Raw genomic sequence first — 14255 nt, 5'->3', positions numbered from 1 at the left:
AGGAGTAAAAAGCATAGCTTTTCAGTCGCCTTCGATAAGATAAGTCTCTTCATATAAGTTTGATAGGGTTTTTCCTACTCATAAAGCTTTTCGGTTTCCGCTCCGTTTGAATGGTTGACGGCTCCATAATGATTCCTGTGTTATGAATATGAATTCAAATTGTATCCGGGAACTCCGGCCTCTCCGGCTACCGGATTATTCCTGATGAAGCCTGTGTAACAGTGCTTTTGCTATCCCGGCCGCATCCGTAGATCAGATGATTTATGACAGAGCCATTCAGTACCGTGCACATAATGTTATGACCTCGGTAAATTTTCCGGTGGCTTTTTTATTGCGCTATGTTGCTGAAAAAGAATGTTGGAAATAAATAAAGGAAATAGTAGTACTCATGGTCTGTTTATTTTTTAGTTCAGGGTATTATTTTTAAGAAATATGAAAATTATCAATCATATTTTCAGCTGCAAAAATACAATTTTTTAGTTCAGTTCAAGCCTGCATATATCACTTTATTTCATACAGCCGGCAGGTTCTTATCTCGTTGTCCTGCACGGGTCTGCGTACAATAAAATACCTACCGCAGTACGAAATAAAAACAATCTGTCTATTCGCGATCTGTTAATAATTTCCGGTACTCATAAAATTATAAACCATCTTCCTTGTCTCGGTTTTACTCCTTTATATGGTTTGTCTCCCTGTGTTATATGCTTTGTTCGTGCGAGGTACCGGCTGTGCTTTTTCGGAATTTTATATCCTGCTGTCATACGCAGTGACAATATGTACAGCAGACCTACCCAGGCTGCATTGGCTATTCCAAAGAGCAGGATAACAAAATCTGCAGTTGTGAAAGCATCCATAGGTACCGGTTCCGTTTTAAATTTTTATTCTTTTATTCTTTCTTTAATCCCTGATCAGGATGCAGGAGAATCATTTTCTAGATTCCTGCCACCGGCAGCCATGGCACCGGTCCGTTCTTTATGCTTCATTTATTACCAGTGCGTCCGGATTGCTTGTGTTCCGGAACCGGTATCAGCAGCTTGCTTTCCGGCATAAACACTTCCTGCCACAAACAATACAATCATACACACCAAAGTCAATACTTTCATATGCCTTTATTTTATTACATTGATGAGAGTACCACACCGGATAACTCTCCTGAAACTGTCTTCAAAAATAAAATAAATGTCTTTTCCGAAGTAAACGGATGAAAATTCGTCGGGATCCGGAGGAAATCCGTAGAAACTCTGGAGATCTGCAACGCAGATCCCGTTTTTTTAAGTAACTGATTTTACCTCTTATTTTTTGCGATTTCAGGAAAAGCTTACTGAATCACTACCACTTCTGCCCTTAGCCTATCAGAAATATCCGGACGTCAGGAAAGCCTGTCATCAGACCAACTTTGGGGAACAGGTTCAGTAGAATCTGGTGTTCCTTACAAACGGTTTAAAACTCAAGGTTCCGGCTGAGATGATCCAGCAGAAGCAGAAACTCTTCCTTCTTACGGACTGAAAGTGGCAAGGTAGTTTTATTTTTCATGACAATCGTATTGCCGCCATCCGTTTTAATAAAATGATCAAAGTAAGCCATGTTAATCAGATGAGACTGATGAGTTCTGAAAAAATGAAAGGGTGCAAGCAGATTCTCATACTCCTTAAGATGAGTAGAAACTACAAGTTTAGGTGAATTGATGAAATAAAATGTGGTATAATTTTTATCCGACTCACAGTTCACAATATCCTGGATATTAACAGAGTATATTTTGTCGGCAGTCTTTAAAATAAGTTTCTGAAGATTTTTGGGACGCTCCAGATTCATAAACAGGTTGCTGAGCTTCATATCGAAAATTTCTTTGCTCATCAGTTCTTCCGCTTTTTTTACGGCTTCCGTCAGTTCGGCAGGATTCAGGGGCTTCAATAGATAATCGATGGCTGAAAAACGGAAGGCTTTTATGGCAAAATCTTCATATCCTGTAATGAATATCACTTTAAAATGAATCGGGTTCAGTTTCTGCAAAAGGTCGAAACCCGTACCGTCAGGCATTTCGATATCCAGAAACACGAGGTCCGGTGATAACTGCCTGATCACCTTAATCCCGGATTCCACTGAATCTGCCTGCCCGATTACCATGATGTTCGGACAATGGGCTTTGATCAATGTACAGTTTTTCTTGCGGATTTCCTGGTTGTCGTCAATAACGATTGCTCTCAACATAATGGCTTAATTTTCGTAAATATAAGGGATTTCAAAGGCAATTTTAACACCTGCAGGCTGTCCTTCCGCATCCTTCCTGCTTTCCGACACCACTTCAAAATGACGGCCGCCCGCATAATTCAGCAACCTTTCCCGTGTAATCTTCATGGCCATTGACTTGTGTCCGGAAGCCTTGTTTTCATTACTGAAGCCGGTTCCGTTATCAGAGATTTCAAATAAAAGCCTGTCGTCTGTATGGGAAAATACAACTTTGATTTCCCCTTTTCCGGCTTTGTTCTTCATTCCGTGCTTGATAGCATTTTCAATAAACGGCTGGGTGAGCATGGGAGGAATAAAAAACGATCCGGCATCCGCTATGTTTTCTATAGCGACCTTGAAATCGAATTGATCTTTATACAGAAGCCGCTGTATGGATACGTAATTTTCAATCATATACACCTCCTCTTCCAGCGAAATATAATTTTCACCGGAGTTTTCCAGGATCTGCCTGGTTAATCTTGAAAAACGGTCCAGATAGGAAATGGCAGTCTCTTCTTTTCCGTTGATGATCAGGCTCTGGATATTGTCTATGGAATTAAAAATAAAATGAGGGTTCATCTGGGACAACAGGAGCTTCTGCCTGATCCTGTCTTTTTCGAGAACGGTAATTTCCTGCTGCTGCTTGTTGTTCCGGTAGTAAAAATACCCTCCGGACAATACCAGCAGCAGGGCTCCGGACAAGGCAATCAGCCAGTTGTTTTTGGCCGCTTCCTTTTTTTCAGCATTCAGTTCCAGGTGAAGCTGCTTTTTCTCAAAATCATATTTGAGCTGCTGCTGCGCCAGTGCATTTTTAGAGGCTTCAATCTTACCTGAGTCTTTCAGTTTCGTCTGAAATTCATACATTTCCAGCGCTTTTTCAAAATTCCGGTTCTCCCTGGAAACTTTCAGCAGCAGCTCCGAAGCTTTTTCCTGCAGTTGTAAATTTCTTGCTGCTTTTCCTATTTCAAAACCTTTTGTGAGATAAGATTCTGATTTTGAAAGTTCTTTTTTCCGGTAAAAAAGGTCGCCCAGGGTAATATAAGCATACGCCTTTGGCACTTCACCCTGATCGCTCGTCAGGGCTTCCTGCAGCAGGGCTTCCGATTCCTGCAATTTTCCCTGCTCCATTTTTACCTGTGCTATTTTATTGAAACAGATACTGGTGCTTGAAGTATTCCCGGCTTTCCTGAAGAGCAGGAGAGCCTTGTTTAAATTGATGAGTGCTTTCCCGTATAGCTTCAGATTCAGATAGTAGGTGCCGCAATTGATATAGGCTTCGCTAAGCTGAAACTCCTGATCTCCGCTTAACTGTTTTTCAGAAGTAAGATAATCAATTGTCTTTTGTGCATACAAAATAGCTTTTTCATACATCTTCTGATCCGAGTATATTGTTGCAAGCGTTGAATTCACATAGGAAATACCATCCTGGTTCTCTTCAGGTTGTTTTTCAAAATAAGTAAGGGCAGTGAACAGGCATTGTATCGCTTTCTGCTTATCATTGATCTGTGAATAGACAATACCTTTATTGATAATTGCATAATTCATCTCATCAGTAGCGTTTATTTTCCGGAACAGGGAAATGCTTTTATCGAGGTATGACAATGCTTCCGGAATATCTCTCTTCATCTGGTAGGCTCCTGCCTTGTTGGAATAATAAGCCGCCAGATACTTTGAATATTTCTTACGGAGTTCCTGATCGCCGGTCTTTTTAAGATTTTCCAAAGCGATTTCCGCCATCATTTCATTGAGTATTTCCGAACCGGGGCTCCCCGGAATGGACTGATCCACTGCACTTGATATTTTTGCCAGCCGGGTCGTATCGTGAAGTTTTGGATTGAGGAGAACCCTTTTCAGTGAATCAATAGCTTTATCCTGAGCATAAAGATTACAGGAGATAAAACACAGTAATGCAAGCAGGATGAATTGTTTAATCTGAGTCATAAAAAGACAGAGGAATTATAGTTTTGGGACAAAAATAGGTATTTTAATAATATCCCGGCCTACCTATCCATAGGTACAACTGCCTGCGTAAACCTATCCTTCTATCCTTCAACAGGTTTATACTACCGGAAAATTCCTGGAATGGGTATCATCAGTTTCATTGAAAAAAGCATGCTCTTGTGAGAGCATGCTTTTTCAGACGGTTACGGTATTTTAAAATTCAACTGTAAGTTTACTGGTAAGCAAACTATGATCAATCCTGAAATTCGTGTCCCTGTTATGTTGCGTGGTTTACTTTTTAATGATTTTTACGGTTTTCACTGTAGTACCGGCTGAATTTACTTTAACGATATACACGCCTGAAACCAGCGATGAAATATTGATTGTCCCTTTGGTATCGTTGATAGCCTGTTCGGCTACCTTCCGGCCTGCCATGGTATAGATCACCACAGAGGTTATATTCCGGTTAAATGAAACTGTTAGTTTATCAGAAACCGGATTAGGGTATACCTTCAACAGATCCGAAGAAGCGGGAATTTCATCAGTTCCCAATTGATTGGTACTGCATGCTACAGGAACCGGTATTTTTTTGGTAATCATTGTTGCATCTCCGATCTGGCCGAATCTGTTGAATCCGCAGCCTGACAGGATACCGTCGTTATTTATAACTAAGGTATTGTATCTGCCTGCCGAGACGCTCTGTCTGTTGGAGGCCATTCCGATGCGTACAGGTACATCCCTGTCAATCAGGGTACCATCACCCAGCTGCCCCTGGAAATTATATCCCCAGGTCCATAGTGTTCCGTCTGTTTTTATTCCTGCAGAATGATGTTCGCCGGCCGCTACAGTATTCCAGTTGGTATCCGTTCCGATCTGTGCAGGCGCCGATTTGTCTATTTTTGTATTGTCGCCCAGCTGCCCGTATTTATTGTATCCCCAGGCCCATAGGGTGCCGTCCGTTTTTGTTGCTACTGAATGGTAAAGGCCGGCATCGACGCTTTTCCAGTTGGCAGCTGTCCCGATTTTTTTGGGGGCATCCCTGTTCATGGAACTTTCATCTCCCAACTGGCCGTACACATTGTACCCCCAGGCCCATAAGGTTCCGTCTGTTTTTATAGCCAGATTGTGATAGCTTCCTGCACTGATGTCCCGCCAGTTATTTGCAGTTCCAACTTTAACCGGATTGTTTGTATTGTAAACGTAAGGCACTCCCAACTGGTTATCGTTATTACTTCCCCAGGCCCATAAACTTCCATTGCTTTTTATGGCTATTGTATGGCTATTCCCTGCACTTACAGCCTGCCAGTCAGTAGCGGTCCCGATCTGGGTCGGTACTTTTCTGTTAGTCGTGGTTCCGTCCCCCAGTTGTCCGTTCTCATTTCTTCCCCAGGCCCATAAGGTCCCGTCTGTCTTGATGGCTAATGTATAGTGGGTTCCGGTCATTACACTTTTCCAGTTAGATGCAGTACCGATCTGTACGGGACTGGTTTTATCAACAAAGGTTCCGTCTCCCAGCTGGCCGTAATAATTATAGCCCCAGGCCCAGAGTGTTCCGTCTGTCCTGATGGCTACCGTATGATATCCTTTGGTGCTGGTGCTTTTCCAGCAGCCTGATGTCGCGGACGGAAGGGTCGTGAAAGAATTCATCTGGCTCCAGTTCCCCTGGCTTGCTCCGCAATGAGATGCCACCCACCAATAGTAGGTGGTATTTGGTAACAGATTGGTTAAGCTGGCACTGGCAGAAACAGAAGTTCCGTCGATACCTCCAACTGTGGGATTGGTACTGTAAAAATAAAGATATCCCTGACCCGGTGCCTGGCCCGGTACATTCCAGCTGATATTGGCAGTGGAAGCACTAATATTGGTTACGGAAAGCTGTGCCGGCGAAGGACATCCGGAAGGACAGGCAAGAGGGGTAAGTGAACTTTTATCCACATCGGTATCATCACCCAGCTGCCCGGACACATTGCTTCCGCAGACCCTTAAAGATCCACTGGTATCAAGCTCCAGGGTATGATATTCTCCGGCAATAACCTGGGCACTGCTGGCAGTAGAACCTACTTGTGTAGGGCTTTCTTTATAACCGCTGATATAGCCTATCCCCAATTGTCCGTAAAAATTTTTACCCCATCCCCAAAGGGTTTTGTCTGTCTTTATTGCGAGGGTATGATCGAAACCGCTGGATATGCTTACCCAGTTGGTATCCGTTCCCACCTGTCCCGGCGTACTCCTGTTGGTAGTTGTTCCGCTTCCGAGTTGCCCGGAGCTGTTGTATCCCCAGGTCCATAAAGTTCCGTCTGTTCTGAGGGCTGCCGAAAACAATCCTCCGGCAGCTATGGCTTTCCAGTTCGTGGAGGTCCCGATCTGGACCGGGGTCTTTCTTATGGTTGTGGTTCCGTCTCCCAGCAGCCCGAAATTGTTGCTTCCCCACGCCCACAATGTCCCGTTGGTCTTTATGGCCAATGTATGGTTGACTCCGGCAGTAATGGTTTTCCAGTTGTTGGCAGTCCCGATCTGTGTCGGTTCATATACGTTGAATAAAGTGCCGTCTCCTACTTCCCCGAATCCGTTATATCCCCATCCCCATAACGTTCCGTCCGTCTTAAGAGCCATCGAGTGGGCTCCTCCGGCACTGATGCTTTTCCAGTCGGTAGCGGTCCCGATTTGTATGGGTGACCATTCTTCCAGTGAATTGCCGCCGCCTAACCGCCCGTATCGGTTATAGCCCCAGGCCCAGAGCGTTCCGTCGGTTTTAAGCGCTATGGTATGAGCCACTGCTGCACTGACCATCTTCCAGTTGGTTGCGGTACCGATCTGAACAGGTACTTTCCTCGGACTGGTTGTGCCGTCTCCCAGCTGCCCGTGGTCATTGTTTCCCCATACCCAGAGCGTACCGTCTGCCTTGATGCCTGCGGAATGCTCTCCTCCTGTACTCAGGCTCTGCCAGCACTGTGCAAATGACGGTAAACTGATTAAAACAAATAATAAAAATATTTTCTTCATATTCTGATTGTTATAAGGTTTTTTCCTACTCATTTAGCTTTTCGGTTCCGCTTCGTTTTGAATGGTTTCTGAACTCCATGATGATTATATTTATCAGGTGATTATAGAATCTGATTATTGACAGACAGCATTATTCCTGTTGTATATTTAAATCAATATATCAAGTCAGATGTGAAAAGATAAATTTTCAGATAAAGACGGGAATGGTAACACGTTAATGGAAACAGGTTCTGGAACAGAAAACGGGAGTCTGACTGTATTATTCATGGTCAACAGTTTAATTTGGGTTATTAAATTCTTTATGTAATATGAGAAATATCAAAATCATATCAAGATGCAAAAATACTTATTTTATCAAATACAATTTGCTATGGAATGGTATTCACTTATATTGTAATTTCAGGTTTCCGGGAGGGCCTATGATTTTTTTATACAGGTTATGATAAAACTTCTTTATTAACAATAGTCAAATATAAAAAAAAATCTTTTTTCAGAGGAAACAGATGAATATCCGTGAGGTTTTGAGAGAAATCCGCTACATTCCTATAATGGATTTACCGGTCAGTCTGAAAGAGAAATCAATTAAGGTATCGGGAATTTTTTCTCAGAAAGCATAAACGTTTTGCCAGACCTCCGGGTTCTCTGAATGATTTATTATACAATAAAAAAGCCTTTCAGAAATTTGAAAGGCTGATTATCGTCAGTCAGAAGATCTATTTCTTGATAAATTTCTCTGTCATTACATCAGATTCCGTAACAGCATGTACAATATAAATTCCTGCCGGTAATGACGAAACATCTGCTTTTGATTCTTTTACTGTTTTAATTAACTGCCCTGAGGTACTGAAAATTTCCAGTTTCAAAATTTTATCAGGGGTTTCTACAATGAGAAGATCTTCTACAGGATTGGGATAAATCCCAATAGTCTTAATCTTTAAGTCTGTAACATTCAGATTGCCTGTTAGTTCATAGGCGCCTATATCCGGATTCCCCATACGGACCATTCCGGTTATATCATCTGCCGGCGCATCTGTTACATGGCCTGCATCAATAGCGGAACTATTGAATGAAATTGCATTCATTATCTGAAGTTTTCAGAATACCTCCGGTCCCAAAAATACTGGTTTCATTTTTAAAGCCGGGATTGGTCCGGAATAAATAATTATTACTACCGTAAAATAAAAAAGCACATTTTCAAAAGAAAATGTGCCATTCTGGGTGAATGATGGGTCTCGAACCCACGACCTTCGGAACCACAATCCGACGCTCTAACCAACTGAGCTACAATCACCGTTTTGTGAGTGCAAATATAGGAAAGATTTTTTAATCACCAAACAATTCCGTCAAAATTTTTCAAAGCAATTAATTTTTCTGTCGTAAAGCCCTCTGCATACGTCACTCCCGACAGTCTTCCCAGATCCTGGGCACGGTAAGTTAAACTTTCAAAAAAGTCCCTGGAAGTGATCGGAGTTTCAGGTTCTTTGGATGCAGGATCATAAAACTGGGTCTTGTAGGCCATACAGGATTTTATCTTCAGATCCAGAAAATCGGATATATCAATGACAAATTCCGGTTTGATATTCTTCCACTGAATATAATGGAAAATGTGTTTCGGTCTCCAGACTTCCTGGCTTTCCCCGTCCAGTTCGGTTTCTATCTTCCTCAGGCCTGCTAAAAAGCACGCATCCGACACTAATTTCGCTCCTTTTGCATGATCCGGATGCCGGTCATCAATAGCATTGGCCAGAACAATTTCAGGCCTGTATTTGCGGACCATTTTTACAATTCTCATCTGGTATTCTTCCGAGTTTTCCAAAAATCCGTCTTTCATTTCAAGATTTTCACGTGCTGCAATTCCGAGAATCTTTGCAGAGTCAGCAGCTTCCGCCTTTCTTGTCTCATCCGTTCCACGCGTGCCAAGCTCACCCCGGGTAAGATCTACCACAGCACAGATTTTTCCCTCTGCCACCATTTTGGCTATAGTTCCTCCGCAGCCCAGCTCTACATCGTCCGGATGAGCTCCGAAAGCTAATATATCTGTTTTCATATAACAAAAATACGGTTTAAACAAAAACTTCCCAAACGTGATGAATGGGAAGTTCTATGATGAAATTAAATTGTGTTATTTGTTGATCTCTGCATTTAATTTTACAGCATCCTGATACGTAGGATCAAGTTGAACCGATTTGGCTACATATTCCTTTGCTTTGGCAGGATCTGAATCCTTATTCATATAAGCTACGGCAAAATAAGCATAAGCCAAAGTCTGTTTGTTAGCTTCCTGGTCTGCAGGCTTTACAGTAGTGATGAATTTTTCATATGCCATCTTCGCCGCATCATTATTTCCTGCCTGCTGGTAGGAATAGCCTAAGCTATAGTAACCAGGTGCCCAATCCGGAAGCAGGGCATTCATCTTCTGCCATGTCATAATGGCTCCGTTCCAGTTTTTAGCCTCCTGATAAGCTGTAGCCAGTTTAAACAGAGAGTCTGAATCCTGTGCGTTGGCGGCCACTTTCTGCTTTAATCCTTCGATTACCGGGTTAGTAGGTCCTGCATCAACATCAGCCTGGGAAGCTCCGCCTCCACCGGCAATTTTCACCAACTCCATATCCCATTTCAGGGTTTCATCTTTTGCGGCTTTGGCAATAGCTACTTTTTGCTGGGATTCTGTCATTAAGGCTGTTTTCTTCGCAGTATCGGTTTCTGTTTTAGCAAGACCGGCAGCGATGAGTCCCTGTAAGCCCTGGTCTGCAGGCTGAACTCTTGACTTTTCTACCTGAGCAATAAAGTTATCAATATTCTGCTTTGCCTCCGGGTATTTTCCGTCCGCATACAACTGATAAGCTCTCAATTTAAATTTGATCGGATCATTGATCTTGTCAAAAATCTTATCCAATACCTGCTTAGAGTTTGCATAGTCTTCATTGGTAAAATACAACTTTGCAATTTCCAGCTGGGTGTATGGATCTTCATCAGCATACTTGGTATAGTTAATCAGATCCTGAGTTGCTTTCGCATTCTGCTGGTATCTGATATCGTAAGCTGCCATTGCCTTGTATGCAGGCGCATAGGAAGGATCAGTAGCGATAGCTTTATCTATACTTGTTTTCGCCTGCTGCCATTGCTGTGCAGCCATCCAAAGCGTACCGATCCTTGTGTATACGGATGCTTTGTTTTTTGCTAAAGGCAACGCTTTATCATAGGCTGTCATCGCATCGCCCGGCATTCTTTTCAGCCTGTAAGCATCTCCTAATGTATAATAATAGTAGGCAGGAACTTCTTTCTTAGATGCTCTTTCAATCGCTTTATTCAGAAACTGGATGGCCAGATCGGGTGAATTATTTTTTTCAAATAAAGTTAATGCTTCAGCAGCCCTGAAAAGTACTTCTGCATCTTTCTCTCTGGAATCAGAAACGATTTTCTGGATCTCAGCAACCGCATTTTTATCACCTTTTCCAAGTTTTACCGTAGCCAGTCCGATTTGATTCAGGTAACTTTTTTTATCAGCTGCAAGCCCTTTATTGAAACTTTCCGTAGCAGCAGTGAAATCGGGTTCACCTTGCTTAAGATAGGTATTTCCTAAGTAAAAATAGTTTTCAGCAGTTGGTGCTGAAGCAATCATATTTGTAAAATTAGTTTTTGCCTGAGCATATTTATCGCTGTCGATGCTGTTAATACCATCCTGTACCGATTGGGCAAAAGAAAAACTGGTAAAAAACACTACTGCTGCGCCAAAGGCAATCTTCTTTACATTCATATTCATTATATCTTTCATTTTTTATTTTAATAATTGAAACTAAATTAACACAATTTCCAGACCAATATATAACATTTAAATTAGGTATAACTCCAATTTAAGACATTTTAACGCATCTGTACTTCACGCCTGTAGAGGTTATAAGGCTGTAATCCTTCTTTCTGAACAATCATCTGCCCCAGCTGGGTGCATGAATAGCGGATAAAACCATTGGCCAGATTAAAGTTGCCCTCATTTGTTAAAAAATACAAAATTCTGGTAAACGGGTAATTCATGGTTCTGAGGTTCTCCGGTTCCGTTGTATACGACTTTCCTTTGCTGATAACCGGCAGGATTTTTACCTTATTTCTCAATTCCTCCGACTCTTTATCATAAGGCCTGCTGAAGGTATTAAGCCCGATTACGCCTATTTTATCAGGATATTTATTCAACTCTTCTATGATATTTTTATTGCCCGGAATAATGGAAAACTTCAGATCTTTCGGCTGCTTTTTAAGTTTCTGGGATACAAAGTTAAGATTACTGGAATTGGCACCGTCAAAAATGAACGGCTTATTTTCAGCCTGCATTCCCTGAGCAATTTCCTCCATCGAAATACTTTCCTTCGGACTGTCTTTCGGAACAACGAAAACCACGGCATCTGCAGCAAATCTGGCCGGAAGGAACTTCAGGTCTACCTGCTCTTCGTAAGACTTGATTTCTTCCTGAGAAAGATCCCTTGACATCACAATGATCTTGGCCTGATCTTTAAGCAAATCCAGAAATCCGAGGTCTTCTTTTTTGGTAACCACTTTTATCTTGGTCTCCGGATAATTGATCATGTATCCGTCTGCCAGGGCTTCTGTAACACTCTTAAACGATTCATCCGTAAGGATCGTCATTTCTCCTTTGTGATACGAAGGCGATTTATCCTCGTTCTTACACTGCACAGCGATCAGGGAAAGCATCAACAGCATTACCGCTTTTATTCTACTTTTCATTCCCTGAATCTTTAATTCTTGAAACTGCCCTGTAAATCCTGAAGATACCGTAAAGAATAACCAGTGAACCTAATGCATAGGCAACGCCCGGCTCCAATGTCGTAAAGAAGAATTTGTAGATAATCACTACAACTCCCAGAACGATATAAAACAATCCCGTGACCAGGGATAACCAATTGAACATCATATAACAAAAATACCAAAAAAAATAAAAAGAGAAGCATAAGCTTCTCTTTTTTCATATTATTTAAAAGATAGATAACATTAATTATCCTTCAAAATTCATTGTCAGCGGTAATCTGAATCGGTAACGTACAGATTGTCCGTTAATTTTAGCAGGGGTCCACTTGTTTTTAATGGATTTAATCGTTCTGATCGCCTCTGCATTAAAGTCTGAGTTTCCGCCGCTGGCTTTAACATCTGTAATACTACCGTCTCTTTCAACAACGAAAGTGATCTCCGTTTTTACCGTACCTTCATCTCCGTTCATTGCAGAACCGTCGAAGTTGCTGGCTACCTTATTTCTGAAAGAATTGATTCCTCCAGGGAATTCAGCAGTCTGCTCTACTTCGGTATACACCTGGTTCTCGTTCACCTGAGGCTTTACTTCAGCAGTTGACGTTCTTGTTCCGGTAGATGGCGGCGGCGGCGGCGGTGTATAAGCCGGAGCTTTTACCCCTTCCTGATTGTTAAGACCGGTTGTCGTTTCCAACTGCTTGGAAATCGGTGGTGGCGGCGTTTCAATTTTAGGCGCCTTTACCGGCTCAGGAACCACGTTCTGAATAATTTCTATTTTCTCCTCTTCCTTTGGTGGCGGAGGTGGTGGTGGTGGTTCTTCTTCTTTCGGCTGCTCGATAATCTTATCTTCCTGTAAAATTTCTACCAGATCCGCTTTCACTTCCTGCTTTGGCGGTTCGGTAAGTCTCTTGATGGTAAGATAAATAAAAGGAGACAGGGCGGCAACGAGGAATAAAGCTGTACCGATAATGAAAGATTTGGTCAGTAATTTAGGATACTGATGTCTTAAATCATAGGCGCCATATTCCTTGTTTCTATTTTCAAATACGATTTCGTCTAAAGTAAGATTGGAATCGTATGCATTTTCATTTGCCATAGATATACAATTTTATGGTTAAATTACTTTGTAGCCGGCGTTGCAGCAGCCGCAGCTCCCGAGTTTCCTACTTTCTTATCGTAAATGGCTTTTTCCCACGGCTTCAGATCGGTAACCCCGTACTGCTCGCTTTTGGTAATGGCCATCTCATCAAGAATATCCACAAAGTTTTTATATACAGCATCGTCAGTAGGCTTGATAATCACGGTAAATTTGGATTTATCAGCCGCATTTGCTTTTGCCTGCTCAATTACTTTTCTGATTCCTTCTCTATCAAAAGTAGTTTCATTAAGGTTCTGATCATTCAAGGACGTATTATCCTGCTGGTGCCAGAAGATCTTATTGTCTTTCCCTAATAATAAAGAAATGGAATTTGAAAGTTTAATTTCCGTTGGAGGGGGTTTCTGTTGATCATCTTTCGGTTTTGCCGGAAGACCCAAATCCATCACATTCGGTTTAGAGAATGTGGTGGTGAACATAAAGAAGGTAATCAATAGAAAACCCAAGTCCACCATCGGGGTCATATCGACCCGCGTGTTCTGCTTCTTGGAACGTACCTTGCCGCCTTTGCCGCCTTTTTCCTGTACTTGTACTTCTGCCATTTCTAAATGATTTTATTCATTAGGTTTACCTTCTTGTGATGTAATCAGCCAGAATTTAAGGAAATCGATGTCCCTTAAACCTTCAAATAAACTTTTAACTTTAGGGTATTCGGTCGTTACGTCACCTTTAATCGCCAATTTATATTCGGGATTAACGGCAAGGCTTTCTTTCACCCAGTCCACCAATTGTTTATTTGTACTATCCATAGGAATCCCTGTAGGACTCTTGAAATTTTTCTGCTCGTCACCTGACAAATCAAGATAGCTTTTCAGCTGGTTCATAGGAACGCCGATAGCCTGTACTTTCTGGAATGCAGCTTTTTCATTATTGTCAAAAGTAACACCGTACTTTTTACCCATATTGTCCAAAAGCTGTAGTCGCTCTGATGCGTTTTCTACCGGCTGGAAATAAAATTTTCCGTCCGGAGTTGCATTGATGGTCATCAAGCTGGCATCAGGAAGTAACTTTTCTGATATTGAAGATGGCGGTTTGATCTGCTCCACGTCAGGTTTTTTAAACTGAGTGGTCAAGATAAAGAATGTAAGCAGCAGGAATGCAACGTCACACATTGCCGTCATATCCGTCACTACTCCATGTCTTTTTGGTTTGACTCTCGCCATTATTATTAATG

The 14255-nt window shown here is 42.0% G+C and carries 11 protein-coding genes and 1 tRNA gene; all 12 read right to left on the bottom strand.

Annotated features, from left to right (window positions below; genetic code table 11):
• Positions 1-1440: 1440 nt before the first annotated feature.
• Positions 1441-2208 carry a LytTR family DNA-binding domain-containing protein gene (locus QZ735_RS09360; protein ID WP_294247308.1) on the bottom strand — a complete coding sequence of 256 codons (768 nt, stop codon included), beginning with the start codon at positions 2206-2208 and terminating at the stop codon, positions 1441-1443.
• Positions 2209-2214: 6 nt separating this feature from the next.
• Positions 2215-4167, bottom strand: coding sequence for a histidine kinase (locus tag QZ735_RS09355; protein WP_294247305.1), 1953 nt, complete (start codon positions 4165-4167; stop codon positions 2215-2217).
• Between the two features lie 291 nt (positions 4168-4458).
• A complete protein-coding gene (locus QZ735_RS09350) occupies positions 4459-7170 on the bottom strand; it encodes a T9SS type A sorting domain-containing protein (RefSeq protein WP_294247301.1) in 2712 nt (903 codons plus the stop codon).
• Between the two features lie 713 nt (positions 7171-7883).
• Entirely contained in the window at positions 7884-8252 is a 369-nt protein-coding gene (locus QZ735_RS09345) for a T9SS type A sorting domain-containing protein (RefSeq protein ID WP_294247298.1), read from the bottom strand.
• A gap of 134 nt (positions 8253-8386) precedes the next feature.
• Positions 8387-8462 (bottom strand) — tRNA-His (locus QZ735_RS09340).
• Between the two features lie 35 nt (positions 8463-8497).
• A complete protein-coding gene (bshB1, locus tag QZ735_RS09335; protein ID WP_294247295.1) occupies positions 8498-9217 on the bottom strand; it encodes a bacillithiol biosynthesis deacetylase BshB1 in 720 nt (239 codons plus the stop codon).
• 75 nt (positions 9218-9292) lie between these two features.
• Positions 9293-10945: a tetratricopeptide repeat protein gene (locus QZ735_RS09330; RefSeq protein WP_294247292.1), complete on the bottom strand. Its 1653-nt coding sequence runs from the start codon at positions 10943-10945 to the stop codon at positions 9293-9295.
• 89 nt (positions 10946-11034) lie between these two features.
• On the bottom strand, positions 11035-11907 hold the full coding sequence (locus tag QZ735_RS09325) for a PstS family phosphate ABC transporter substrate-binding protein (RefSeq protein WP_294247289.1): 873 nt from the start codon (positions 11905-11907) through the stop codon (positions 11035-11037).
• Positions 11897-12094 carry a C4-dicarboxylate ABC transporter gene (locus tag QZ735_RS09320; RefSeq protein WP_294247286.1) on the bottom strand — a complete coding sequence of 66 codons (198 nt, stop codon included), beginning with the start codon at positions 12092-12094 and terminating at the stop codon, positions 11897-11899. The genes QZ735_RS09325 and QZ735_RS09320 overlap by 11 nt, the downstream gene beginning before the upstream one ends.
• Positions 12095-12175: 81 nt before the next feature.
• The gene (locus QZ735_RS09315) at positions 12176-13021 is read right to left on the bottom strand and encodes an energy transducer TonB (RefSeq protein WP_294247284.1); all 846 of its coding nucleotides are present in this window, start codon (positions 13019-13021) and stop codon (positions 12176-12178) included.
• A 23-nt stretch (positions 13022-13044) separates the two neighbouring features.
• Complete coding sequence (locus QZ735_RS09310) at positions 13045-13623, bottom strand: biopolymer transporter ExbD (protein ID WP_294247281.1); 579 nt, start codon at positions 13621-13623, stop codon at positions 13045-13047.
• Positions 13624-13635: 12 nt separating this feature from the next.
• A complete protein-coding gene (locus QZ735_RS09305) occupies positions 13636-14244 on the bottom strand; it encodes a biopolymer transporter ExbD (protein WP_294247310.1) in 609 nt (202 codons plus the stop codon).
• Positions 14245-14255 lie beyond the last annotated feature (11 nt).

The sequence above is a fragment of the uncultured Chryseobacterium sp. genome (assembly GCF_913776365.1).
Lineage (GTDB): Bacteria > Bacteroidota > Bacteroidia > Flavobacteriales > Weeksellaceae > Chryseobacterium.
Note: the sequence above shows the minus strand (reverse complement) of the source record. Positions and strands in the feature narration are given on the sequence as shown.